Genomic DNA, 21,991 nt, shown 5'->3' with positions numbered 1-21,991 from the left:
GGAGACGCGGCCCTTCGTCGCGGGGTGAGCGTCCCTGGTAGCACGGCCGGACGTGATGGCCGAGGGAGCGATTCGGCAGGGCTCAGGTACGGAGCCACCCCTCTCCGATGGTCACCTCGCGTGCGATGCGACGCCACTGGCCTTCCCCTCCGGGCAGGGACCAGGCCCAGGTCGGCTGTTCCGCGGTGTTCAGATCGTGAAGGAGGCGGACGAGTTGTGGGCCGGCGGTGGCGGCGCCGTCCGGGACGGTGGGACCGTGGACGGCGCGGAGTTCGGCGAAGCGTGCCAGTTCGTACTCATAGAAGCCCACAGCGTCATCGGTACGTGCGGCCAGGTCATCGCGCGGCACGGTGCGGTGCAACTGCAGCAGCGGAGGCTCGATGGACTCGGCGATCGCCGCGGCGAGTCGTGCGTGGCCGTCCAGGATCACATGACAGTCCAGACCACTGACCCACCACAACAGAACGGGTGGGAGCGTCCCCTGACGGACCTGCTTGCGGTAGGCCTTGACCCGGCTGTCGCCCGGGCCGGGCATTGGCCGCAGCGGCAGGACCTCGAACGATGTGGAGTGGAAAAACCAGTCGATGTATCCGTCCGTATGGCCCTCGACGAGCATCGAGCTCCAGTACTCGGCATGCGAAGTGGCAGCGTGGCGCCAGCGCTGGAGCGGGCTCTCGCACGATAGTAGCCATCGGCCCTCGTGCAACGGGCTGCCCGGCGAGTCGCTGAGGTATTGCGCGAAACGGTGAGCCCACCTTTCCGGGCTGCCCGACAGGTCACGCGCCACGTCGGCGCGCAGCGGTGGGACGAAGGAGCGGTATTCGTCAGTACGCCAGAAGTCCACGCCCTGGAGGGGCTCTTCGACGACGGCGAGCAGCACAGGTCGCGACAGCTGGGAGACCAGCAGCCGGCGCCCAGCGCTGAAAACGCACAGCTCCGGCTGGTGTCGGTCCTGTACATCCAAGGACAGGCCCACCCATGTGCCGTCGTCCCGCGTGACATCGCTGCGCTGCATGCCGAGAGCGTAGACGGCGGCTACGGGGCGCCGACGATGCCCTTGTTCGGTCGATTCGATCCGCACACTCCACGGGCCAGATGCCCCGGCCGGAAACGCTCGCGGTTCTACTGAACTTGAACTCGTGATGTCGGCCCAGAGTCTCGCCGTGCCGCCAGGACGGCTGCTCTTCGATTCCGTGCTGGCCAGGCGTGAGGCGACGAGCGCCACAAAGAGTGCCTCCAGCGTCAGGAGGTTGTTCAGGGTGGCGCAGTGGCGTTGCCAGGCCACCGACCAGCCGCGCTCGCGGGTTTCCCAGTGCGGATGGGCCGCCTCGGTCCAGCTAGGAGCGGTCGTGCCCCCGTGATGAGCCACCGTGGCCGAAGCCGGGCACCGGCCCACAGGCCGCGGTGGCCCTCTCGGGGCTGCGCCCGGTTCAGGCCTGGGCCGGGTCTCCCGGGATCAGGTGTACTTCGACGGGGTCGTTGCTGGGTTTCCCGCCCGCTCCCGGGCATGCCGATGCCCGTGCGGCGATCTCCAGGGCCCGGTCCTCGCTCTTGACGTCGACCACCCAATACCCGGCCAGGATGGAGCCCGCGTGGTCCGGCCCGTCCGTCACCTGGGGACGCCCGTCGCTTCCAGCCCGTACCGTCTTGACCAGGGAGGGGCCGCCGAGTCCCTGCCCCTCCACCCACTCTCCGGCGGCGGTGAGGTCTTCATTGAGGGCGTTCATGTGGGCGAACATGGCCTCCATGTCTGCCTTGGAGTACCCCGACATGATGGCGTCCCACTGATCGGCAGGCACGTTCATCTGGATCATGTATTTCACTTTTCTCATCCTTCCCGGGCAGCTGATGGGCTTCTCAGGCTTGCTGAGAGTTAGACGGCCGGACGCCGCAGAACTCATCGGTGTCCCAAGCCGGTGGTGGGCTTTGGGCAGGGTCCGGCAGCGGCGGGTGGCGCTCAGATCGGCGTAGCGGATGGTGCAGGTCACGCCCGCAGCGATCTGGCCGGGGGCGCGGAGCCGGGCACCGAGGTCGTCGGCGAGGGCGAGCAGGACGCGCCGGTGCTGGGCTGGGTCGCGTTCGTCCCGGGGGAAGCGGTGCTCCGTGCTGCGGCTTTCCGGGGCCGGGGCGGGGTCGACGACCGTGGTGTCGCGGCCCTGGGCGAGCTTGTGGAGGGCACGGCCTGCGCGCGAGCCGAGGAGGCGCTGCAGTGTGACCTGGGGGACGCCGGCGACGCCGGGGTTTCGCGGCCGTCTTCGCGCCCACGCCGGGCAGTTCGCGCATGGCCCAGGGCCGCAGGAACGCTGTGATCACCCCGGGGGAGTCGTCGATGAGTTCGTCCATGCCACATCAGACTCCGCATTGGCCCGCCGGCCACTTCGGGCCAGCATGAACTTCGTCCTGCTGGGTGGTGCCGTCGGCTTCCCCCTTCGCGTAGTAGCCGTAGACGGTCTTGAAGGGCGGGAAGTCGTGCGGCAGGTACTCCCAAGGGATGCCCGTGCGGTTGACATAGAGGATCGCGTTGACGATCTCCCTCAGGTCGTGCACCCGAGCCGCTGTGCCGGGGCCTGTCCGTCTCGCCCGCAAAACGGTGAAGACCGGTTCGATCAAAGCCCAGCAGACGTCGGACACATCACTGCGGTACGGACGACGAACACTCACGCCTCATCAACGACCGCCAACCACGGCAGTCACAAAATCACCCCAGAACACCAACTGCCTGGATCAAATGCTCTCTTTAGGGGACCGTGATCCCTCAGTTGGTGTCACAACAACTTTGCCGAACAGGATCGTGGTCTGGGCGTCGGCGGCCCACGTGGCCTGCGAGGGCCGCCGACGCTGAAGACACGCTGTCGGACCGCGGCTTGATCAGACCTGGTAGCGGTCGGCGGCGAAGAGGTGGAGGTTGTCGGCGACCCAGTCGGAGGTGCGCCGCAGTCCTTCGTCGAGCGGGACCCGCGGCTCCCAGCCGGCCCACTCCCGGGCGCCGGAGTTGTCGGAGAGCAGCCGGTGGACCTCACTGCCCGTCGGCCGCAGCCGATCCGGGTCGACGACGATCTCGGCGTCGCGGCCGGAGGCGTTGATGAGCGCCTTGGCGAGGTCGCCGACGGAGATCTCCTGCCCGGTGCCGAGGTTGACGGCGTGGCCGAGGGCGCGGTCGCAGGCGGCCAGGGCCAGGAAGCCGTGGGCGGTGTCGGTGACGTAGGTGAAGTCGCGGGTGGGCGTGAGTGAGCCGAGCCTGATCTGCCTTGCTCCGGCGTGCAGTTGGGACAGGATGGTGGGTATCACCGCACGGGCGGACTGCCGGGGGCCGTAGGTGTTGAAGGGGCGTACGACTGTCACCGGCAACTCGAAGGCGTGCCAGTGCGACAGCGCCATCATGTCCGCGCCGATCTTGGACGCGGAGTAGGGGGACTGAGGCTGCAGCGGATGGTCCTCGCTGATCGGCACGGTGCGTGCGGTGCCGTAGACCTCGCTGGTGGAGGTGTGCACCAGGCGCCGCACCTGGTGCCGGCGGCAGGCTTCGGCCACGTTCTCGGTGCCGACCATGTTGGTCTGGACGTAGGCCCCGGGGGAGTCATAGCTGTAGGGGATGCCGATTAGCGCGGCGAGATGGAAGACGGTGTCGCAGCCCTCGACCGCGTCCATGACCCGCCCCGCGTCCCGGACGTCGCCGGCGAGCATGTCGACGGGGCTGCCCTCGTCGTCCTCGGCCTCGCCGCCGGCACCCGCTGGCGCCCCGCCCGCTGGCTGTCCGCCGCCATCGGCACCGGACTGATCTTCTCCGCTGCCACCAACACCTGCGGCATGGCCGCCGCCCTCGCCAAACTCCCTCACAACCAGCCCCGCACCACCGACCTGCACGCCACTCTGCGAGCACTGCAGAACTGACCGACCAGGAAACTGAGACCAGGGGCCAGCGTGCCCCGTCAGCCCACCGGCCTCAGCGGAACTCGTGGACCACCTGGATCTCGCCGACAATGCGGGCGTTGAAGTCGTCCAGCTCCTCGGCGGGAACCCAGAGTTCGAGGATCGTCTGCCCGCCCGCCTGCTGGACGGGATACCGGCTCAAGAACTCCGACTCCACCTCAAAACGAGTGACGAAACCGGCGCCGTCGTGCTTCACGTTCCAGTCCCGCGCGATCCTGACCGCGTAGTCCTCGCTGAGGACCGGGTAGAAGATCGGCTGCTCGGGCAGCCGGGGCGGCCAGGCACGCCAGTTCAGCTCCCGAACCAGATCCAGCTCCTTGGGGCCAGTCGGGCGCCACAGGGTCGTCGTTGCATGCTGGCTGGTCATCTGCATCGCTCTCTGAACGTAGACCGCCGGTACGGCGGGTCGGGAGACCGGACGATACCGGCACCGCGAGCTGAGCAGCTACGCAGTTTCCGCACCCTGGCCAGTTCCGTGACCAGCAGTTACGGCACAGCCCTAACCAGCTCGTGTGCACGGTAAGCGGTGAGACGTCGAGCTCCGGATGGTTGATCACGGTCGGGTGGTGGGGACCGTGCAGGGACCGTCAGCAATCGCCGGATCAACGGGTGCCGGCTCGACGGGATCCCTGCCGACGAGGAACCGAAGGCGAGATACGGACCCTGCTCGCCGAGCGGGGGTGCACGATCAACCCCGGCCTCCGGCTGCGATCACTGGCCGAGGTCATCGACCACCTCGGAGCCAGCGGGCAGACCGGGATCCTCGACGGGCCTGAGATCCGGGTCCGCCGACCGGCCACGGGACGAAAAGAGCATGGTCCTCACCGACCGGAACGGGCGGGTGCTGTTCTGCAGCCCGGCCAGACCAGCTGCTGCGCGGACATCACCCATGCCCGCCAGTTGGGCCTGGTCAAGCTCCTGGTGGACGGCCCGGCGGTGGAGATGCTCGCGGACGCCGGATACAGCACCTGCGGGAGCAGTATCCTGACGAGGGCATCAGAGTGTGGTGGGGATAGTTGAGCTACGAATTCGAGACGGCCGACAGGACCCGAGTCCTGTGGGACCCGGCACTACGGGTAGGGCGGCTCTTTGTGTCCCTCGCCCAGGGCGCGGGCGAACTGATTCGGTTGCCCACCGGGTTGACGCCAAACGAGCGCGGCGGCTGCGACGTCGACATGGAATCGTTCCAGGCGTTCACCCAGGGGATGTACGAAAAATACTGCTCCACGAATAACGTCGTCATGCATGGCCTTTTGCAGGGCTTGCTTATCGCCTCGATCGTAATGCTCGAAAACGGCGGCGGAGCGATCACTCGCAATCCCAGCCTCGAGACAGGCCTGTTGGAAGACCACGAAGACTTTACCCGTGCCATGTGGGTGGAGGACTGACGGAGTAGCCTCGCCAGTCGGCTGCCTCACTGGATTGTCGCCAGTGGGGCAGCCACCGTTAGCCTCGGACTTTCGCGTGGCTGGGTGTCCGATGCGTGATCGGAAACGCGCGGATCGGCCTTGACCCCGAATCCTGAATATGGTTTATGAACCGTTCCGGATTCGGTAGAGACTCCAGATTGTTGTTGTGACCGGGGGTTTCGGGGTTGCGCGGTAGTAGTTGGTCTCGTATTCGACGGGTGGGATGTGCCCTATTTCACTGTGGGTTGTGTCCTGAACGCGAAGGGGAGTTGGTTGTAGATCAGCTTCCAAGAGTGGTGCTGTGTGGATGATGAAGGTTTGTGGCCCTTCGAAGTCGCCCTGCGGGGGTGATTTCAAACCGCCTCATGCTGCGTTGGTTGAAGACCGTCGTGGTGAGCGATGAGGACAGAGCATCCGCGCCGCCCAGACCGACCTTCTCGGCTCCCTGCCGGGGGGCAGCCTTTCCAATTTGGAAGAGATGCGCGCCCGCGGAGTGCTCGGGACGTGCGAGACGCCGCCCCCGACGTCACGGCGGAGTCTGGGCGCCGGCGGCCGCGTTGACGCGGGACGAGCCGACCTCTCGTCCTGACGGTTCGCCACTGAAGTTGGACTGGCAGCGCCACCTACCTGAGGGGGCATCCGCTGCTGGATGTCGAAGGTGGCGGTGCCGAGCGGGGGAAGTTCCGGATCGGAGTCGAGGAAGTTCAGCGTGGCGCTGCCGATGTTCTTCAGGCCCCCGCGTCGGGGCGGTCCTCAGAGCGCGTCGACGGCACTCACCTTCCAGCCGCCGGACGTATGGGTCATCGTCATCCGGACCCGGTTCAGATCGACCCGTGAACCGGTGACCTGTGTACTGGTGGTGACCTGGTTGACGAACAGCAGCACCACGGCTCTGTCGGGGGAGATGGAGACCACCGAAGCGGCGGGCGCGCCGCCGTCCGGGGGTGCGACCACGCTCGCCTTGACGACCCCGCGGTACTTCTTCGCGGTGGGCCCCACCACCTTGCTCGTGGTCCTGTCGTACTCCTCCGCGAAGGCGCCGGTCAGATGGGCGCGCGCCGCGGCGAAGTTCGCCTCCAGCCTGCGGTGGTCGTACGACAGCACCACCGGCGCCGCCTTCCTCGCCGCCGCGACCGCCTCGGTCCGGGCCGCGTCGGTACGCCGCCCCTCGGCGTACTCCCACCCCAGCACGCCCGCGGCGGTCAGCCCGAGGACCAACAGGACGGCGAGCAGGCCGCACAGCCGCGCCCGTCGCCGGCGCCGGCGGCGCTCCGGACGGAGCGCTGCGGCCTCCTCGGCCAGTATGACCGGTCCCACATGCTGGTTCTCGTCCCGGCGGGCCTGCGACGCGTCGTCGGGGGCCTCGAGCCGGCGGGGAACCGGGGTGCGCGGCGTATCGACCACGGTGGTACCGCCTGTGCCCGGCCGGAGGCGGTCCGATCGTTTGGCGGCCGCACGCGCTGCCGCTGACATGGCGCGACGGCCGGGAGAGGTGGAGCCACGGCCCCGGGTGGTCGGGTTCGCCACGGTCTTGCTCCTCACTGCTGCTGGTACGGGTGTGCGCTCGGGTGTGCCGCCCGCCGGGTCAGCCGACGAATTCGACATCGGACGTCAGCCAGCGGCCCTTCTCGAGCACGAGGTCGAGTTGCAGCCGGTAGGTACGGGACTGCCCTTCCGGCGCGGCCTTGTTCGTCACCTTGCTGTCGGCGACGACCAGCACTCGTGCCGAGCGCTCGTCGGCCCGCGCTATCCCCGCCTCGAGCACCTGGCCCTCGGAGACGGACCTGTTGGTGGCGACCAGCTTGGTCAACTCGCCGGTCTGCGCGGTGAACTGTTCCTTGAAGTCGCCGGTCGCGCCCTTCATCACGTTGGCGCTGTCACGGGCGTAGTGCCGGTAGTCCAGCGAGGTGAAGTTCAGCGCGGACTGGCGGGCGGCGGCCAGGATGTCCTGGTGTCGGCGGACCTCCGCCCGCTGGTCGTACACCTGGAGACACAGCCAGCCGCTGAGCGCCGTCACGGCGACGGTCGCCACGGCCAGCGTCACCGCCGTCGCCCTGCCGCGCCCCGCCGCGGTGGCGAGCCTGCCGCCGGGCCGCCGCAGCGGAATCAGCGTGCGCGAGAGGACACCGCCCGCGCTCATGCCATCGGTCCCACGAGCAGCCATTGCCACGAGTCCTTTCCGAACGTGCTCTGTTCTCCGCCCGTCGAGCCGATCTCGAGGAGCGTGCCGCCCGGCCCGGCGAGGGTGCCGGTCTCCGGGTCGTAGGGGGTGACGTGTGCCGCCTGCCGTGCGCCGCCGGGCCTCGAGGGGCCCGGCGCGTTCTGGGCGCCGCGCACGGAGGTACCGCTGCCACGCGGCTCGGTGCAGCGCGCCTCACGGTTGGCGGGTCGCTGCGAGGTGTCCGCCGGGTCGCGCCGCTGGGTGCCGTAACCCTGGCGGCACGGCGGCGGGTCGTCGGCGTTCACGACCATGCCGAAGTGGGTGGTGCCGTCGCCCGGGATCACGGTGTAGCTGCCGGCGACGATCACCGGGAACGTCACCAGCGCCTGCTCCACACCGGGCAGGCGCGCCACGGTGACCTGACCGCCGCTGATCAGGTTGGAGAGCAGCACCGGCAGATGGGTCTCGTTGGACTTCAGCAGCGAGTCGACCTCCTGCGCCGCCGGGGCGGTGTTGCCGACCAGCCGCCTCAGATCGCCGTCGCGTGCCTTCAGTTCCGCGGTCAGCGCGGCGAGGTCGCGGGAGAAGGACTTGATCGCCGACCCCTTGTCGCTCTGGGTTTTCAGCACCACCCGCGAGTCCTCGATGAGCGAGGTCGTCTCGGGAAGGTTCTTCGAGGCGGACTCGATCAGCAGGTTCCCGGAGTCCACCAGCCTGCTCAGATGCGGCCCCGTGCCGGCGAACGCCTTGCCGAGTTCGTCGACCGTGACCCGCAGATCGTCCTTGCCGACCGAGTTGACCAGCCGGTCCAGACTGAGGACGAGCGCCGTCGTGGGCAGTGGGACCCTGGTGTCGGAGCGCGGGATCTTGCTGCCCTCGTCCAGGTACGGGCCGCCGGGGTGGCGCGGCTGGAGGTCGACGTACTGCTCGCCGACCGCGGAACGGTTCGCCACCACGGCCAGGGTGTCCGCCGGTATCCGGGTCCCGTCCTCGATGTCCAGCGCGACGGAGACGCCGTCCGTGCCGTCGAGCCGGAGCTCACCGACCCGGCCCACCGGAACGCCCCGGTAGGTGACCTCGGCGCCCTGGAAGATGCCGCCGGAGTCGGCGAAGTCGGCCCGCACTGTGTATCCGCGGTCCAGCAGGATGTCCATCAGGCCGGTGTAGCGGGCGCCGACGTACGAGCACCCCACCGCGGTGACCGCGGCGAAGGCGATCAGCTGGGCCCTGACCGTACGTGTGATCACGGCTGCATCCCCTTCAGCATCAGTTCGGCCAGTGCCAGGTCGATCCCCGCGGGCAGCCGGCGTCCGGCGCCGTCCCCGTGGGCGACCTGGCTGCCGGTGCACACCGGCGGACACAGCGGTCCGTTGCCGCCGGGGGGCGGGGGAGCGCTCGGCGTCGGTGCGCCGGGAATCTCCGGGGGCGCGGTCGGCAGAGGCGCTTTCGGCAGGTCGGGCACCTCGGGCAGGTCGGGCGTGTCGGGAACCTCCGGCAGCTCGGGTTCCTCCGGGCCGCCGGGTCCGGGCGGTTGCTCCGCGAGGTTGCCGTAGACGCTCGCGAGGTCCAGATCCGCGGTGATCTTGAGGTTGACGTAGTCGCCTTTGATGGCGCCGGTCACGTTCCTGGGGAACGGATAGGTCGTCAGGAGCCCCAGCGAGTTGGGGAGATCGCTGCCGGCCTTGTTCAGCTGTTGCAGGATCGGTTGCAGGCTCTTGAGGTTGGCCACCGTGTCCGCGCGGGAGGTGTTGATCACCTTGGTGCCCGTCTTCCCGAGATCCGAGAGCGAGGTCAGCATCGCTGTCAGGTTGCGGCGTTGGTCGGCCAGGACCTTCAGCGCGCCGGGCACCGTGTCCACGGCCTGCGCGATCGTCTTCTTCTCGGTGGCCAGCCGCTTCGCCAGCCGGTCGATGCCCTTGAGCGCCCGGACGATCTCCTTGCGCTGCTTGTCGAGGCCTCCGATGAACGTGTCCAGTTCGCCGAGCAGGTCCTTGACCCGGTTTTCCCTGCCCTCCAGCGCCTTGTTCAGCTCCACGGTGATCGTCTTGAGCTGCGCCACACCGCCGCCGTTCAGCAGCGCGGAGAGGGCGGAGAGCACCTCTTCGATCTCCGGGTTGCGTCCGGTGCGCGACAGCGGGATGCGTGCGCCGTCGGTGAGCCGCCCCCTGGCTTCGTTGCCGACCGGTGGGGAGAGGGCCACGTACTTCTCACCGAGCATGCTGGTCTGCCGCAGTTCGGCGACGGCGTTGCCGGGCAGCTTCACGTCGTCCGCGATGCGCAGGCGTACCCGGGCGTGCCAGCCGACCAGTTCCACCTTTTCGACCGCGCCCACGGTGACGTTGTTGACCTTCACCGCCGATTGCGGGACCAGGTCGAGGACGTCCCTGAAGTCGGCGGTTACGTGGTAGGCGTTGCCGTCGGCGGCCGCGCCACCGGGCAGGCTCACGTCGTACAGGCCGTTGAAGTCGCAGCCGGTGAGCAGCACGGAGCCCATGGCGGTGGCCAGGGCCACGGCCCGGTGCCTGCGGTGTGCGCTCATGCGCGTGCCTCCAGTATTCCGCCGAGCGTCCGGTCGACCTGGCCGGTGCCCGGCACCGCGCCTGCGTGCGGCACTTCGGGCAGCGAGTCGAACAGCTTCTGCAGCTCCGCGCAGTCGGGGTTCTTGCCCCCTGCGTCACCGGTGGTCTTCAGCAGCGAGCACAGCAGTGCCGCCGGGTCCTGCGGATGGTCGGGGTTGTTGCGGGTGTCGAGGGTGCCGGAGGAGGGGTTGTAGGCGTTCTGGAGGTTGGAGAGGCCGGTGGGCGCGACTTCCAGCAGTTCCGCCAGCGCCGCCCGCTGGGTGACCAGCACCTTGGTGACCTTGCTGAGTCCCTTCACGTCCTCGGTCAGCGCCGTCTTGTTGTTCTTCACGAACTGCGAGATGTCGCCGAGCGCCACTCCCAGATGCTTGAGGGCCGCCGCGAGGTCCTTGCGCTCCCCGGCGAGTTGGTCGGCGACCGCGGCGAGACTGTCGTTGAACGACCGCACGCTCTTGTCGTCGGCGGCGAGCGCCGCGGTGAACACCTGAAGATTGCGTACGGTGCCGAACAGGTCGTCCCGGCCGTCGGACAACGTGGTGACCGCGAGGGACAGGTCTTCCACCGTCCGGTGCATCTGTTCGCCCTGGCCGTCGAGATTGGCGGCGCTCACCCCCAGCAGCCGCGAGAGCGAGCCGTCCTTGTTGGCGCCCTTCGGACCGAGCGCCTCGGCCGTCGTGTGCAGGCTGTCGAAGACCCGGTCCAGCTCCACCGGCACGGCCGTGCGGCTCTGAGGGATCACCGCGCCGTCGCGCATCACGGGCCCGCCCCGGTACACCGGCAACATCTGTACGTAACGGTCGCTGACCACCGAGGAGTTGATGATGGCGGCCTGGGCGCCGGCGGGGATCTTGCGCCCGGGCTCGTACTCGAGCTCCACGCGCACCCGGCCGCCCTCCGGGGCGATCTCGGTGACCTCGCCGACGCGTACGCCGAGCACCCGCACGTCGGAGCCCGGGTAGATGCCCACGGTGCGCGGGAAGTACGCGGTGACGCGGACCGGTTCCTCGCGTGGCCACAGCACAACCGCGGCGCAGACCAGCAGCGCCGCGACGGCGGCGACGGCCGTCAGCCGGGCCGTACGGCCTTGCGGATCGAAGCGGATGCGGCCCTTCATCGTGAGCCTCCTGTCCGGGGAATTACCGGAGCGGCGACCATGTTCTGGATGTAGCTGTCGAACCAGCGGCCGTTGCCGAGGGTGTTGGTGAAGACCCGCACATAGGGGGCGAGCAGCGCGACGCTGCGGTCGAGGCTCGCCTGATTGCGCTCCAGCATCCGCACCACCTGGTTCAGCCCTCTCAGTGCCGGGCCGATCTCCTTCTCGTTGTCCTCGACCAGGCCGGAGAGCTGGATGCCGAGTGCGGCCGAGCTCTTGAGCAGCGCGTGGATCGCCGCCCTGCGCCGTGTGATCTCCTTGAACAGCGCGTCGCCGTCCTTGACGAGGGTGGTGAATTCACCGGAGCGCTCGGAGAGGATCCTGGTGACCGAGTTGGCGTGCTTGAGCAGTTCGCGGAGGTCCTCGTCACGCGAGGCCACCGTCTTCGAGATCTTCGACAGGCCCTTGATGGAGGCGCGTACTTCCGCCGGTGAGTCCTCGAAGGTCGTCGAGATGGTGTCCAGGGCCTTGGCCAACTGCTCCGTGTCGACCTTTTCGCTGGTGGTCGTCAGATCGCTGAAGGCCTGGACGACGTCGTACGCCGGGGTGGTGCGCTCCAGCGGGATCTCGCTGCCGGGCCGCAGCTGTCCGGACCCCTTCGGCTGGAGGGCCAGGTACTTCGCGCCCAGGATCGTCTTGATCCGGATGGCCGCGCCGGTCCTGGTGCCGAACTTCGGCTCGCCCTTGATCTTGAAGGTGACCTTCACATGGTCGCGGTCGAGGTCGACCTCGTCGACCTTGCCGACCTTGACCCCGGCGATGCGCACCTCGTCGCCCGGCTTGAGCCCGCCGGCCTCCGAGAACGCGGCGGTGTATGTATCGCCGTTGCCGATTACCGGCAGGCTGTCCGCGTTGAACGCGGCGGTCGTCAGCAGGGCGAGCGTGGTGATGCCGACCGCGCCGATCACGACCGGGTTGCGGTCCCGGAAGGGTGTGCGGGGAAGGAGACGTATCTTCATCCGCCGCACCTCGCCCGTGCCACGTGCAGCTCCGGAGTGATCACCTCTCGGGTCTTCGGCAGGACGATCCGGCCGTCGAAGTCACAGAGGTAGAAGTTGAACCAGGAACCGTACGAGGCGGTCCCCGTCAGCTTGTCGAGCTTGTTCGGCAGCCGCTTCAGCACGCCCTCCACGGTCTTCTCGTTGTTGTTCAGCGTCTTGGTCAGGTCCCTCAGCTCCGCGATGTCGCCCTTCAACGGCGGCCGGGCGTCTTCGAGCAGACCGGAGGTCGCCTCGGTCAGCGCGCCGATGTTCTCCAGCGAGGAGCCGATCGGCTTGCGGTCGGCGGACAGGCCGGAGATCAGCCGCTGGAGCTGTTTGAGCAGTTGGGAGAAGCGGGCGCCGCGCTTGTCGAGGGTCTGCAGCGTGGTGTTGAGGTTGTCGATCACCGACCCGATCAGCTCGTCCCGGTCGGCGAGGGTCGTGGTCAGGGACGCGGTGTGCGCGAGCAGGCTGTTGACCGTGCCGCCCTCGCCCTGCAACGTCTTGATGATCTCGGTGGCGAGCTGGTTGACGTCCTTGGGGCTGAGGGCGGCGAACAGTGGCTTGAAGCCGCCGAGCAGCGCGTTCAGGTCGAGCGCCGGCTGGGTCCGGGCCAGCGGGATCGTGGCGCCGGGCTTCAGCCGGGTGCCGTCGCCCGCGCCCTCGGTCAGGGCGACGTAACGCTGACCGACCAGGCTCCGGTAGCGGATGACCGCTCCTGTGCTGGTCAGCAGCGGCCGGTCGCGGGTGACGGTGAACGTCACCTCGGCCAGCGTGCGGTCCTTGATGCGGATGGCTTCGACCTCGCCGACGCGCACTCCCGCGACGCGGATGTCGTCGCCCTCCTCCAGGCTGGTGACATCGCTGAACACCGCACGGTAGCTGTGCTCCGGGGCGAAGGAGATGTTGACGATCGTCGCGGCGAGCAGTGTCGTCGCCAGGATCGTCACCGCGGCGAAGAGAAGGAACTTCACCAGCGGTGCCGCGGTCGCGGTGGCTCGGGACGCCTTCATGCCACACTCACCGCCGTCCCGCGTGCCATGGGTCCGAACAGCAGCGTCGCCACCGCGGGAACCCGGTCGGCGGGCACTCCGAGGACCGGTGCGACCAGCGAGCCCACGGCCCGCTGCTCGGCAACCGTCGCGGAGACCGGGCCGGCTCCGGGCGGGCCGCCGGCAACGACATCCTTCGTACCGTCGTCGAGCTTGGTGTGTCCCGCCGGCACGGAAGGGCCGGGGATGCCTCTGCAGTTCGGGCCGGAGCGCTCGGCATAGCGCGGTTCCTCACCGGGTCGGTACGCGGGTCGCGGGTGGACGAATTCGAGGGTGATGCGCATCTCGCCGCCCGCGAACGCCTTCTCGGACTCCCTGCTCTGGCGCTCGAGGCCTTCCAGCAGGCAGGGGTACTCGGGCGAATAGCGGGCGAACAGGTCGAGGGTCGGGCGGGAGACACGGCCCAGGGTGATCAGCCGCTCGCCGTTGTCGTCGAAGAACTTCTCCGCCGTGCCGGCGACCTTCGCCGTTCCCGTCAGGGCGGCGGCCAGCTGCTCGCGCTTCTCCACGATGGTGCGGCTCGTGGTGACCGAGTTGCGCAGGATGTTCATCAGGTCCGGTGCCGCGTCGCCGTAGACCTCGGCGACATCGGCGAAGCGGGAGATGTCCTCCTGAAGGGAGGGCATATGGGGGTTGAGCTCACGCAGATAGCGCTCCAGCCGTACGAGGTTGTCGCCGATGCGGTCGCCACGTCCCTCCAACGCGGTGGAGAACGCGTGCAGCGTGGCGTTGAGATCGGCGGGCCGCACCGTGCGCAGCAGCGGCAGCAGGTCGTTCATCAGGTGCTGCACCTCGATGCCGGCCCGGGTGCGGTCCTGGGTGATGACGTCCCCGGCCCGGATGTGCCGGCCCGAGGAGCCGCCGGGCACCACCAGGTCGACGAACTTCTCGCCGAACAGCGTCTTCGGCAGCAGCCGGGCGTGCACATCGGCCGGGATGCGCGCCACATGCTCCGGCTTCAGGGCGATGTCGAGCGTCGCCTTCTCCCCGTCGGCCCGCACCTCGCGCACCTCGCCGACGAGCAGTCCGCGCAGCTTGACGTCGGCCCGCGGGTCGAGCTGGTTGCCCAGTGTGTCCGCCTCCAGCGTGACGCGCACGACCGACGTGAACACCTGCTGGTACGTGGCCACCGACAGCGACAGCAGCAGCGCGATGACGGCGAGGAACACCAGCCCGTACAGCCGCAGCCGGCCGGCGTGCGCCGCGGCGCTTCCGTCTCTGCTCATCGGCCCCTACCCCGCTATCCGTACGGTCGTGTTGGCGCCCCAGATCGCCAGGCTGAGGAAGAAGTCGAGAATGTTGATCGCCACGATCGACGTGCGCACGGCGCGGCCCACGGCGACCCCGACACCGGCGGGGCCGCCGCTGGCGTAGTAGCCGTAGTAGCAGTGCACCAGGATGATCACGACGGCGAAGACGATCACCTTGCCGAAGGACCACAGGACGTCGACCGGCGGCAGGTACTGCTCGAAGTAGTGGTCGTAGGTGCCGGCCGACTGCCCGTAGTAGCCGGTGGTGATCGTGCGGGCCGCGAAGTACGAGGACAGCAGCCCCACCACGTACAGCGGGATCACCGCGACGAAACCGGCGATCATCCGCGTCGTCACCAGGAACGGCAGCGAGGGGACGCCCATCACCTCGAGCGCGTCGGTCTCCTCGCTGATCCGCATGGCGCCCAGCTGCGCGGTGAACCCGGCGCCGACCCTCGCGGACAGCGCAAGGCCCGCCACGAGCGGTGCGATCTCCCGGGTGTTGAAGTATGCGGAGAGGAATGCCACGAAGTTCGACGTGCCGAGCTGGTTGAGCGCCGCGTAGCCCTGGAGGCCGACCTCGGTGCCGGTGAAGAACGACAGGAACGCGATCACCCCGACGGTCCCGCCGACGACGGCGAGCGCGCCGCGCCCGAAGCTCACCTCCGCGAGCAGCCGCAGGATTTCCTTCTTGTAGCGGCGCAGCGTCCGGCCGGTCCAGGCCAGTGAACGGCCGTAGAAGACCAGCTGCCTGCCCAGCTCTTCGAGCTGCGGCGGCAGCACACGATTCATCAGCGGCATCGCTCAGCCCCTCTGCGGAACGATCTGGAAGTACACGGCGGTCATCACGAAGTTCGTCACGAACAGCAACATGAAGGTGATGACCACCGATTGGTTCACCGCGTCGCCGACCCCTTTCGGGCCGCCCTTCGCGGTCAGCCCCTTGTACGAGGCGACGATTGCCGCGATCGCCCCGAAGACCAGGGCTTTCAGTTCGGCCGCCCACAGGTCGGAGAGCTGGGCGAGTGTGGTGAACGAGGCGAGATAGGCGCCCGGGGTGCCGTTTTGCAGCACCACGTTGAAGAAGTAGCCGCCAGCCACCCCGACCACCGAGACGAGGCCGTTGAGCAGCACCGCCACCAGCATGGTGGCCAGCACCCGCGGGACGACCAGCCGGTGGATCGGGTCGATGCCCAGAACCTGCATCGCGTCGATCTCCTCGCGGATCTTCCGCGCTCCGAGATCCGCGCAGATCGCCGTGCCGCCCGCCCCGGCGATCAGCAGCGCGGTCACGATCGGCGATGCCTCCCGCAGCACGGCGAGGACCGAGGCCGCGCCCGAGAACGACTGCGCGCCCAGTTGCCTCGTCAGAGAGCCGATCTGCAACGCGATCACCGCTCCGAACGGGATCGACACCAGCGCAGTCGGCAGGATCGTCACACTGGCGACGAACCATGCCTGCTGGATGAACTCCCTGACCTGGAAGGGCCGCTTGGGGATGGTGCGCAGCACGTCCAACGCCATGGCGAACAGGGTGCCGGACTGCCGCAGCGCCCCGACGGGCGACAGGCTCATGCGTCGCCCGCCCCTCCGCGCACCGACGCGCGCAACCGTCGCAGCGCCTCGCGGTCCGCGATCTCCGCCCAGCGGGGCGGCCGTTCGATGCCCTCGGTCGGCAGCAGGCGCGGTGTCAGCTCGAGGACGCCCGGTACGGCGGCGTCCGCCGACTCATCGAGCTGTGCGAGCTCCTGCTCGACCTGGGCGGCGTCCTTTTCCTCCGCCATGCCGATCGGCCCCTGCATCCGTCCGTTGAGGAACTGCCGCACCACTGGCTCTTCGCTGGTCAGCAACTGCTCCCGCGGGCCGAACATCACCAACTCGCGGCGGAACAGCAGCCCGATGTTGTCCGGGACCTGGCGGGCGGAGGCGATGTCGTGGGTGACGATGAGGAACGTGGCGTCGATCTGCGCGTTGAGATCGACGATCAGCTGGTTGAGATACGCCACACGCACCGGATCGAGACCCGAGTCCGGCTCGTCGAACAGAATGATCTCCGGGTCGAGCACCAGGGCCCGCGCCAGTCCGGCCCGCTTGCGCATACCGCCGGATATCTCGCCGGGCAGTTTGTCCTCGGCGCCGATCAGACCGACCATGTCCATCTTCTCGAGAACGATCCGGCGGATCTCGCCCTCCGCCTTGCGGGTGTGCTCGCGCAGCGGGAAGGCGATGTTGTCGTAGAGGTTCATCGAACCGAACAGCGCGCCGTCCTGGAACAGCACGCCGAACAGCTTGCGCACCTCGTAGAGCTCGTGCTCGCGCAGCGTCGTGATGTCCTGCCCGGCTATCCGGATCGACCCGCGCTCGGGCCGCAGCAGTCCCACGAGAGTCTTCAGGAACACGGACTTGCCGGTCCCGGAGGGCCCCAGCATGACGGAGACCTCCCCGGCGGGCAGCGTCAGGGAGACGTCCTGCCAGATGACCTGGCGCCCGAAGGACTTGGTGAGCCCTTCCACGCAGATCTCGACACCCATCCGGTACACCCTTCAGCCGTGGAGCGGTCCGACAACTGCTCTACGGGGAGGCGAGGGGCGTCCGTCGCGACAGACGAAAGTTTTTTCGCGTGGCCTTGAAGTGGCCTTGAAGAGGCAACGCCGCGGCGCTCTGACCTGGGGGCGCCGCCCGGTGCGGCTACGGCGCCGGCAGGGGCGGCACGGTCGGGGACTGCGGGAGAGCGGGCAGCGACGTGTCCGGTGCGGGCAGCGGCTTTGGGGCGGACACCCGCGGGGAGGGCAGCGACGCCGTTGGCAGCGAGACCGAGGGGAGGGGCGGCAGCGAGGACACGACGTCGCCCGGGACGACGGGCAGCCGGGACACGGGAGGTGTGGACAGGGGCAGCGCCGGCAGCGGCACGCCGGGGAGTTCCGGCAGCGGCAGGTCCCGCTCTCCGGCCGGGCGGTCACCGCCCGGCGCGTCCTGGGTCGGGGCGGCCGACGGGGCGGCGTTCCCCGGCGCACCCGTACGGCCGGGTTCCGGTGCCCCGGACACGGCCGCCTCCGTGACCGCCGGCGGCGCGGGGCTCGGCCGGGGGGTGTCGCCGTCTTGGACGTACGGCAGGACCAGGCCGGCGACCGCGAGCGTCACCGCCGTCGAGGCGAGCGCCACGGCCTGGGCGTTGCCCCCGCTGCGGGGCCTGCCCCGGCCGCACAGCCACAGCGCCAGTCCGAGCGTCGCCGCCAGAGAGTTGCGCAGGGTGCGGCGGGCGCGCGCCAGCAGGGACTCGACGGTGCGGTAGCTCAGGCCCATCTTCGTGGCGACCTGCCCGACGTCCAGGTCCTCCGCCTTCAGCCAGAGGGCCTCGGCCTGCCGGGCGGGCAGTTCCGAGCTGCGTACGGCGAGCCAGTTCGCCTCCGCCCGGTCGCAGACCGCCTCCTCGACGGGGACCGGGCCCGGGGGGTGCAGCCTCGGGCTGCTGCGTACCTGATCCTCCCGGTGGACCTGGCGGTGGCGGTCCACGCACAGCCGCATCGTCACCGTCGTCAGCCAGGCGCCCAGCCGTTCGTCGTCGAGCTCCGGGTGCTCCGCGGCTCGCAGCATCGCCTCGTGCACGGCGTCCTCGGCGTCCTCGACACTCACCGACCGGCGGCGGGCCACCTTGAGCAGGTCCTCGCGGTGGCCCCAGGCACGCTGCCAGCGTTCCTGGGACTCCCTGCCCGGACCGTCGGGCTGGGCAGGCTGCATGTCGGTGGCCATGAGGTCCCCTTCGCTCACACCGCCGGTCGCGTCCCTGCCCCGGCGGGTGGCGACATTACCGCCCGGTATCCGGGATTGTGGAGGGGCGTGCGTCCATGGAGTCCGTTCCGTTGCTGGTAAGCCCGCCGGAGCCGCCTGGTAGCAGGCCGTCGCCGGACGGCTGCACGTCCGGGAGCGGCAGCAACGGCTGCGCCGGTTCATGGCTGTTGGCCGGCGCGGTGCTGCTCGGGCGCGAAGAGGGCGAGGAGGAGGGCCGGTCGGTCGGCCGGGTCGCGGCCGGTGCCGCCGTGGGCGACGGGCCCGCCTCGGGGTGCGGCCGGCGCCGCGGCTCCGGAGCGGCCGGGAGGGACGGGGCGGGCCCGGCGGACGGGCCGCGGTCGTCCGGCACCACCCGGTGGCCGCCGAGGTAGTACGCGTACCAGGCCAGCACCGTCCGCAGATAGGCCACGGAGTGGTTGTAGCCGAGGATAGCGCGCTCCAGGCCCGCCCTCCCCGACAGGTCCCGCCCTCCCGCACACAGGTACCGCCCGGCCGCGAGCGCCGCGTCGAAGATGTTGCCCGGGTCGGCACGGCCGTCGCGGTTGCCGTCGGCGCCCCAGTGCGCCCAGGTGGAGGGGATGAACTGCATGGGCCCCACGGCACGGTCGTACACCGTGTCCCCGTCGTGCGCCCCGCCGTCGCTGTCCCTGATCAGCGCGAAGCCGTTGCCATCCAGCCGCGGGCCGAGGATCGGCGAGAGCGAGGTGCCGTCGGGCAGGACACGCCCGCCGCGCGCCTGCCCGGACTCCACCTGGCCGATCGCGGCGAGCAGTTGCAGCCGCAGGCCGCAGCCCGGAGCGCTGCGCGCGAGCGAGGCGGCGTCGCCCCCACGGATGACCGCGCCGCGTACTTCACCACCAGCCTGGACAACTTCGCCCTCACAGGTGCCGTCACCGACGGCTTCCTCGCCGTTGGCGTCGGCGCGAGCGGATACACCGGCTCCGACGGCAGCAACAAGCCGTGCGAGGTCGACGACAACGCAATCAACCCGACCAAGCTGTCCGAATGGAAAGACACCAGCCGCACCGCACTCCACTGGGTCACCCAGAACAAGGCCGACGGCTACGGGCGAGACCATCTCTCCCGGTGCGGAGTGGCGACCTCGGTCAAGAACAGCACCGGGAACTGGGTAACGGTCATGCAGACCGGCATCAGAATCGACTCAGCCAGCTACCTCAGCGGCCCTGTCGGACAAGCCGTGTTCGACCGCGTCGTGCCGGTCATGACGTACAGCCGGACCAACCCCAACAACGGCGACGTCGGCAAGCACATCTACACCGCACAGACCAACCCGGGAGCCACCGACCCGAAGGTGCCGGGCAAGGCCATCCCCGGATCCATCGCCAGCAAGAAGACACTGAGCCGGCTCTACGAAGAGTGGGACGCCGCCGCCAAAGCCCAGCGTGCGAAGAACGAATCGGCGAAGAACACCGCCTGCGCCCCGATCCGTCCCAACCCCTCCACCGGACTGGACTGCGACGAGTACCCCTTCGGCTCGACGTGGGAAGGCGCCGGACGGGGAGACAAGAACTTCTCCGTGAAGTACATGAACGCATCACAGAACCGGTCGGCCGGCGCACTGCTGGGAAACTGGTACTCCAATGACCGCATCCTGCACCGCGACAGGTTCTACGTGACCATCCTCTAGGACCTCGATTCTCCTAGCCTGGAGCCCCGGTCGGTGTCACCGGCCGGGGCTCGGCCACACCCGGATGTCATACTGCTCCGGCTCGTCGCCGGACCGTCGCCACACTTTGACCGCGTAGGCCCCGCCATCCGGCAGCACCAGCACCGGCCCGGGCTCGCGGCCCTCCACATTGACCAGCGTCAGTTCACGCTCAGGTACCTCGATTCGGCACGTACCGAGGTACGTCCCGACGCCATCGGGCGGAGTCTCGTCCCATACCGACAATGCAGCGCCGATCAGCGCCCGCGATGCCCGTGTCGGCACGCCCGCCGCTGTGCCGTGACCGGATACGGCGTCGCCCTGCGGGATGGCGGACTCCACATCACCACGGTCACCCCCTTCGCCGAGAACCCAGAACTGGCTGTACGAGACGGTGAGCTCGTCGAACGCAACGTCCCAGGGCTGGCGATCAGGAAACAGGTCCTCGCCGAAGGTGCTAGGTGACTCCATGGCTGCCACCGTAGCCAGCACAGCAGCCCAGGAGAAGTGAGCTCTGCGCCACGCGAGTTTCGTGAGAATCGCGCACAGCTGGCCTCCCTTTGTCGGCCGAGGTCGGCACTGCGAAGGACCCCGGCTCGCCCTGAGAGACGTCGGCCTGCTGGCTCAGCAGAACGGTGGCGCTGAACAGGACTGACTTCTTCTTGCCAATAGCGGCTTGCGCTTCCGAGCGGGTGGGAGTGCAAGCGTTTCTGCAGCTGGAGCAGCGGACTCGAGGGCCGCGGAGCGCGGTCGCGGCTCGGGTGCCGTGAGCATCGCTGCAACAGAAGCCGTATCGCGTCTCTCCAGGCAACCGGCTGCGCATGGCGTTCGGCCGGTTTGCGCTCTATCCGCGAAGGCCTCAGAGATCGTCCACCGATTTCTGTCAGAGTGCGCTGCTACACCAATTCCCAGGGACGAGCCGCATGGGGCGGCACGTCGACAGGGAGGGGAAGTCGTATGCCACCGGAGGGTTTTCACACGGTGCGCCGTCACATCTGGCGCAATCCGAAGCCGAGCGCCAAGAAGCTCAGCGGCTGGACTATCGCGGCCATCGTCGCCGCTGTCTGGCTGTGGGGGCAGGTGTTCGGCTACGGCGAGGCAAAGACGCCTGAGCCCGCTTCCCCGCAGCCGTCGGTATCCGCTCCGGCGGCCCGCGGATGATCCGGGTGCGGCTGCGGTGGCGCAGGCCTCGAGGAAAAGGCGAGTATGGTGCGGCGGGCGTCGTTGCCCTCGCGGGTGTGGTGCTGGGGTTCCAGATGATGGTCGCGGCGTGAAATGAAGCGATCCGGGCCTGGCCAGTGTTGGCCGTAGCCGCGGTCCTCAGCCTTGTCTACGGCGGCCGGCGGATACTGAGCACCGCCCGGGCCAGGACAGTCCAGGCCGCGATGCTCGCGGATTTGCGGATCACGCTTGCGGAGATCGACGCCCTGGACGACCAGGAGTTTGAGATCGCCCTACGAGATCTCCTCATCCGAGACGGCTGGGCGGCCCGCAGGGTCGGCCGGGAAGGCGACCAAGCGGCCGACGTCATCGGGCAGAACGCGCAGCTGGGACGGATCGTCGTGCAGGCCAAGCACACCAAAGTCGGCGGCAAGGTCGGGTCTCAGAAGCCATCCGCTTTCCGAACGTGGTCTTTTGGTTCGGCTTGGGTGGGCATGAACTCCGGTCTGCGGCGGGAGAGATGGGGCGGTTGGTCCGCTCGCGTCGCTGGTGGAGGTGGCTCATGCCGTCGGTTCTCGGTCTGCTGGAGGCCCGGGAGAAGAAGGTCCGGGAAGAGGTAGCGCGGCTGCGGGAGGAGGCTGAGCAGGTGCATGCCGCACTCGGCGAGGCGGAATGTGACTTCAGCGGCTGGTGGATGCCCGTGTAACGGTGGCCGAGGTGCTGGCCGGGTCGCCTTCCGTGGTCGCGGAGCTGGCGCGGAGCGCGGTGGCGGGATCGGTGGTGCCAGAGCGGGCCGAGGGCATGGCGGCGTCGGTCCTTGCGCCGGACTACCAGCGGATTGTGTCCGTGCTGGAATCGGAA

Annotated in this window: 23 protein-coding genes and 3 pseudogenes; 6 read left to right on the top strand and 20 right to left on the bottom strand. The window is 69.1% G+C overall.

Features of this window, described 5'->3' with window-relative positions; genetic code table 11:
* Positions 1–82 precede the first annotated feature (82 nt).
* The 5 genes and pseudogenes from ABTX78_RS33545 to ABTX78_RS33525 all read right to left on the bottom strand — a co-directional run.
* Positions 83–1,015 carry a hypothetical protein gene (locus ABTX78_RS33545; RefSeq protein ID WP_352210556.1) on the bottom strand — a complete coding sequence of 311 codons (933 nt, stop codon included), beginning with the start codon at positions 1,013–1,015 and terminating at the stop codon, positions 83–85.
* A 415-nt stretch (positions 1,016–1,430) separates the two neighbouring features.
* Positions 1,431–1,850, bottom strand: coding sequence for a YciI family protein (locus tag ABTX78_RS33540; protein ID WP_502994045.1), 420 nt, complete (start codon positions 1,848–1,850; stop codon positions 1,431–1,433).
* Between the two features lie 129 nt (positions 1,851–1,979).
* Positions 1,980–2,210, bottom strand: a pseudogene (locus tag ABTX78_RS33535) (DinB/UmuC family translesion DNA polymerase); the annotation flags it as partial.
* Between the two features lie 139 nt (positions 2,211–2,349).
* On the bottom strand, positions 2,350–2,631 hold the full coding sequence (locus tag ABTX78_RS33530) for a transposase (protein ID WP_502994044.1): 282 nt from the start codon (positions 2,629–2,631) through the stop codon (positions 2,350–2,352).
* A 237-nt stretch (positions 2,632–2,868) separates the two neighbouring features.
* A pseudogene (locus tag ABTX78_RS33525) lies at positions 2,869–3,699 on the bottom strand (GDP-mannose 4,6-dehydratase); the annotation flags it as partial.
* Here ABTX78_RS33525 and ABTX78_RS33520 point away from each other — a divergent pair.
* Positions 3,697–3,891, top strand: a pseudogene (locus ABTX78_RS33520) (YgaP family membrane protein); the annotation flags it as partial. The pseudogenes ABTX78_RS33525 and ABTX78_RS33520 overlap by 3 nt on opposite strands.
* A 52-nt stretch (positions 3,892–3,943) precedes the next feature.
* Here the strand turns inward: ABTX78_RS33520 and ABTX78_RS33515 are convergent.
* A complete protein-coding gene (locus tag ABTX78_RS33515) occupies positions 3,944–4,297 on the bottom strand; it encodes a hypothetical protein (RefSeq protein ID WP_352210554.1) in 354 nt (117 codons plus the stop codon).
* Between the two features lie 649 nt (positions 4,298–4,946).
* Between ABTX78_RS33515 and ABTX78_RS33510 the strand changes: the two genes are divergently transcribed.
* Positions 4,947–5,318 (top strand): DUF6086 family protein, encoded by a 372-nt coding sequence (locus ABTX78_RS33510; protein WP_352210553.1) that lies wholly within the window; start codon positions 4,947–4,949, stop codon positions 5,316–5,318.
* Positions 5,319–6,092: 774 nt separating this feature from the next.
* Here ABTX78_RS33510 and ABTX78_RS33505 read toward each other — a convergent pair.
* The 13 genes from ABTX78_RS33505 to ABTX78_RS33445 all read right to left on the bottom strand — a co-directional run bounded on the left by ABTX78_RS33505 (position 6,093) and on the right by ABTX78_RS33445 (position 18,892).
* A complete protein-coding gene (locus ABTX78_RS33505) occupies positions 6,093–6,866 on the bottom strand; it encodes an Rv1363c family protein (protein WP_502994042.1) in 774 nt (257 codons plus the stop codon).
* A 58-nt stretch (positions 6,867–6,924) separates the two neighbouring features.
* Positions 6,925–7,503 carry an Rv1363c family protein gene (locus tag ABTX78_RS33500; protein WP_352210551.1) on the bottom strand — a complete coding sequence of 193 codons (579 nt, stop codon included), beginning with the start codon at positions 7,501–7,503 and terminating at the stop codon, positions 6,925–6,927.
* Complete coding sequence (locus tag ABTX78_RS33495; RefSeq protein ID WP_352210550.1) at positions 7,476–8,747, bottom strand: MCE family protein; 1,272 nt, start codon at positions 8,745–8,747, stop codon at positions 7,476–7,478. Before ABTX78_RS33495 ends, ABTX78_RS33500 begins: the two co-directional genes overlap by 28 nt.
* On the bottom strand, positions 8,744–10,039 hold the full coding sequence (locus ABTX78_RS33490; protein ID WP_352210549.1) for an MCE family protein: 1,296 nt from the start codon (positions 10,037–10,039) through the stop codon (positions 8,744–8,746). The genes ABTX78_RS33495 and ABTX78_RS33490 overlap by 4 nt, the downstream gene beginning before the upstream one ends.
* Positions 10,036–11,193, bottom strand: coding sequence for an MCE family protein (locus ABTX78_RS33485; protein WP_352210548.1), 1,158 nt, complete (start codon positions 11,191–11,193; stop codon positions 10,036–10,038). The genes ABTX78_RS33490 and ABTX78_RS33485 overlap by 4 nt, the downstream gene beginning before the upstream one ends.
* Complete coding sequence (locus tag ABTX78_RS33480; RefSeq protein ID WP_352210547.1) at positions 11,190–12,191, bottom strand: MCE family protein; 1,002 nt, start codon at positions 12,189–12,191, stop codon at positions 11,190–11,192. Before ABTX78_RS33480 ends, ABTX78_RS33485 begins: the two co-directional genes overlap by 4 nt.
* Positions 12,188–13,225, bottom strand: a complete 1,038-nt coding sequence (locus ABTX78_RS33475) for an MCE family protein (protein ID WP_352210546.1) — start codon at positions 13,223–13,225, stop codon at positions 12,188–12,190. The genes ABTX78_RS33480 and ABTX78_RS33475 overlap by 4 nt, the downstream gene beginning before the upstream one ends.
* A complete protein-coding gene (locus ABTX78_RS33470; RefSeq protein WP_352210545.1) occupies positions 13,222–14,490 on the bottom strand; it encodes an MCE family protein in 1,269 nt (422 codons plus the stop codon). The genes ABTX78_RS33475 and ABTX78_RS33470 overlap by 4 nt, the downstream gene beginning before the upstream one ends.
* 6 nt (positions 14,491–14,496) lie before the next feature.
* Positions 14,497–15,315: an MlaE family ABC transporter permease gene (locus tag ABTX78_RS33465; protein WP_352210544.1), complete on the bottom strand. Its 819-nt coding sequence runs from the start codon at positions 15,313–15,315 to the stop codon at positions 14,497–14,499.
* A 3-nt stretch (positions 15,316–15,318) separates the two neighbouring features.
* On the bottom strand, positions 15,319–16,089 hold the full coding sequence (locus ABTX78_RS33460; RefSeq protein WP_352210543.1) for an MlaE family ABC transporter permease: 771 nt from the start codon (positions 16,087–16,089) through the stop codon (positions 15,319–15,321).
* Complete coding sequence (locus ABTX78_RS33455) at positions 16,086–17,045, bottom strand: ABC transporter ATP-binding protein (protein WP_352210542.1); 960 nt, start codon at positions 17,043–17,045, stop codon at positions 16,086–16,088. The genes ABTX78_RS33460 and ABTX78_RS33455 overlap by 4 nt, the downstream gene beginning before the upstream one ends.
* 157 nt (positions 17,046–17,202) lie before the next feature.
* Positions 17,203–18,264, bottom strand: coding sequence for an RNA polymerase sigma factor (locus ABTX78_RS33450; RefSeq protein WP_352210541.1), 1,062 nt, complete (start codon positions 18,262–18,264; stop codon positions 17,203–17,205).
* A 55-nt stretch (positions 18,265–18,319) separates the two neighbouring features.
* On the bottom strand, positions 18,320–18,892 hold the full coding sequence (locus ABTX78_RS33445; RefSeq protein ID WP_352210540.1) for a lytic transglycosylase domain-containing protein: 573 nt from the start codon (positions 18,890–18,892) through the stop codon (positions 18,320–18,322).
* Between the two features lie 36 nt (positions 18,893–18,928).
* Here ABTX78_RS33445 and ABTX78_RS33440 point away from each other — a divergent pair, with 36 nt between their 5' ends.
* Positions 18,929–19,951 carry a NucA/NucB deoxyribonuclease domain-containing protein gene (locus tag ABTX78_RS33440; protein WP_352210539.1) on the top strand — a complete coding sequence of 341 codons (1,023 nt, stop codon included), beginning with the start codon at positions 18,929–18,931 and terminating at the stop codon, positions 19,949–19,951.
* A 36-nt stretch (positions 19,952–19,987) separates the two neighbouring features.
* Here ABTX78_RS33440 and ABTX78_RS33435 read toward each other — a convergent pair whose 3' ends face one another.
* Positions 19,988–20,440 carry a hypothetical protein gene (locus ABTX78_RS33435; RefSeq protein WP_352210538.1) on the bottom strand — a complete coding sequence of 151 codons (453 nt, stop codon included), beginning with the start codon at positions 20,438–20,440 and terminating at the stop codon, positions 19,988–19,990.
* 510 nt (positions 20,441–20,950) lie between these two features.
* On the opposite strand from ABTX78_RS33435, the gene ABTX78_RS33430 reads away from it, so the two are divergent.
* The 3 genes from ABTX78_RS33430 to ABTX78_RS33420 all read left to right on the top strand — a co-directional run bounded on the left by ABTX78_RS33430 (position 20,951) and on the right by ABTX78_RS33420 (position 21,836).
* Complete coding sequence (locus ABTX78_RS33430; RefSeq protein ID WP_352210537.1) at positions 20,951–21,130, top strand: hypothetical protein; 180 nt, start codon at positions 20,951–20,953, stop codon at positions 21,128–21,130.
* Between the two features lie 224 nt (positions 21,131–21,354).
* Positions 21,355–21,750, top strand: coding sequence for a restriction endonuclease (locus ABTX78_RS33425; protein ID WP_352210585.1), 396 nt, complete (start codon positions 21,355–21,357; stop codon positions 21,748–21,750).
* The gene (locus ABTX78_RS33420) at positions 21,693–21,836 is read left to right on the top strand and encodes a hypothetical protein (RefSeq protein WP_352210587.1); all 144 of its coding nucleotides are present in this window, start codon (positions 21,693–21,695) and stop codon (positions 21,834–21,836) included. Before ABTX78_RS33425 ends, ABTX78_RS33420 begins: the two co-directional genes overlap by 58 nt.
* Positions 21,837–21,991: the final 155 nt, after the last annotated feature.

Source organism: Streptomyces sp. NPDC096193, from assembly GCF_040302905.1.
In the GTDB taxonomy this organism is placed as follows: Bacteria; Actinomycetota; Actinomycetes; order Streptomycetales; family Streptomycetaceae; genus Streptomyces.
The sequence above is the reverse complement of the archived record's forward strand: the minus strand, read 5'-3'. Positions and strand labels throughout refer to the sequence as shown.

Bases quoted from the DNA above. Each gene is read 5' to 3' on its own strand.
- ABTX78_RS33425 (WP_352210585.1), top strand. From the start codon at position 21,355: ATGCTCGCGGATTTGCGGATCACGCTTGCGGAGATCGACGCCCTGGAC.
- ABTX78_RS33460 (WP_352210543.1), bottom strand. From the start codon at position 16,089: ATGAGCCTGTCGCCCGTCGGGGCGCTGCGGCAGTCCGGCACCCTGTTC.
- ABTX78_RS33470 (WP_352210545.1), bottom strand. From the start codon at position 14,490: ATGAGCAGAGACGGAAGCGCCGCGGCGCACGCCGGCCGGCTGCGGCTG.
- ABTX78_RS33490 (WP_352210549.1), bottom strand. From the start codon at position 10,039: ATGAGCGCACACCGCAGGCACCGGGCCGTGGCCCTGGCCACCGCCATG.
- ABTX78_RS33515 (WP_352210554.1), bottom strand. From the start codon at position 4,297: ATGACCAGCCAGCATGCAACGACGACCCTGTGGCGCCCGACTGGCCCC.
- ABTX78_RS33445 (WP_352210540.1), bottom strand. From the start codon at position 18,892: ATGCAGTTCATCCCCTCCACCTGGGCGCACTGGGGCGCCGACGGCAAC.
- ABTX78_RS33500 (WP_352210551.1), bottom strand. From the start codon at position 7,503: ATGGCTGCTCGTGGGACCGATGGCATGAGCGCGGGCGGTGTCCTCTCG.
- ABTX78_RS33450 (WP_352210541.1), bottom strand. From the start codon at position 18,264: ATGGCCACCGACATGCAGCCTGCCCAGCCCGACGGTCCGGGCAGGGAG.
- ABTX78_RS33465 (WP_352210544.1), bottom strand. From the start codon at position 15,315: ATGCCGCTGATGAATCGTGTGCTGCCGCCGCAGCTCGAAGAGCTGGGC.
- ABTX78_RS33485 (WP_352210548.1), bottom strand. From the start codon at position 11,193: ATGAAGGGCCGCATCCGCTTCGATCCGCAAGGCCGTACGGCCCGGCTG.
- ABTX78_RS33455 (WP_352210542.1), bottom strand. From the start codon at position 17,045: ATGGGTGTCGAGATCTGCGTGGAAGGGCTCACCAAGTCCTTCGGGCGC.
- ABTX78_RS33480 (WP_352210547.1), bottom strand. From the start codon at position 12,191: ATGAAGATACGTCTCCTTCCCCGCACACCCTTCCGGGACCGCAACCCG.
- ABTX78_RS33435 (WP_352210538.1), bottom strand. From the start codon at position 20,440: ATGGAGTCACCTAGCACCTTCGGCGAGGACCTGTTTCCTGATCGCCAG.
- ABTX78_RS33545 (WP_352210556.1), bottom strand. From the start codon at position 1,015: ATGCAGCGCAGCGATGTCACGCGGGACGACGGCACATGGGTGGGCCTG.
- ABTX78_RS33420 (WP_352210587.1), top strand. From the start codon at position 21,693: ATGCCGTCGGTTCTCGGTCTGCTGGAGGCCCGGGAGAAGAAGGTCCGG.
- ABTX78_RS33475 (WP_352210546.1), bottom strand. From the start codon at position 13,225: ATGAAGGCGTCCCGAGCCACCGCGACCGCGGCACCGCTGGTGAAGTTC.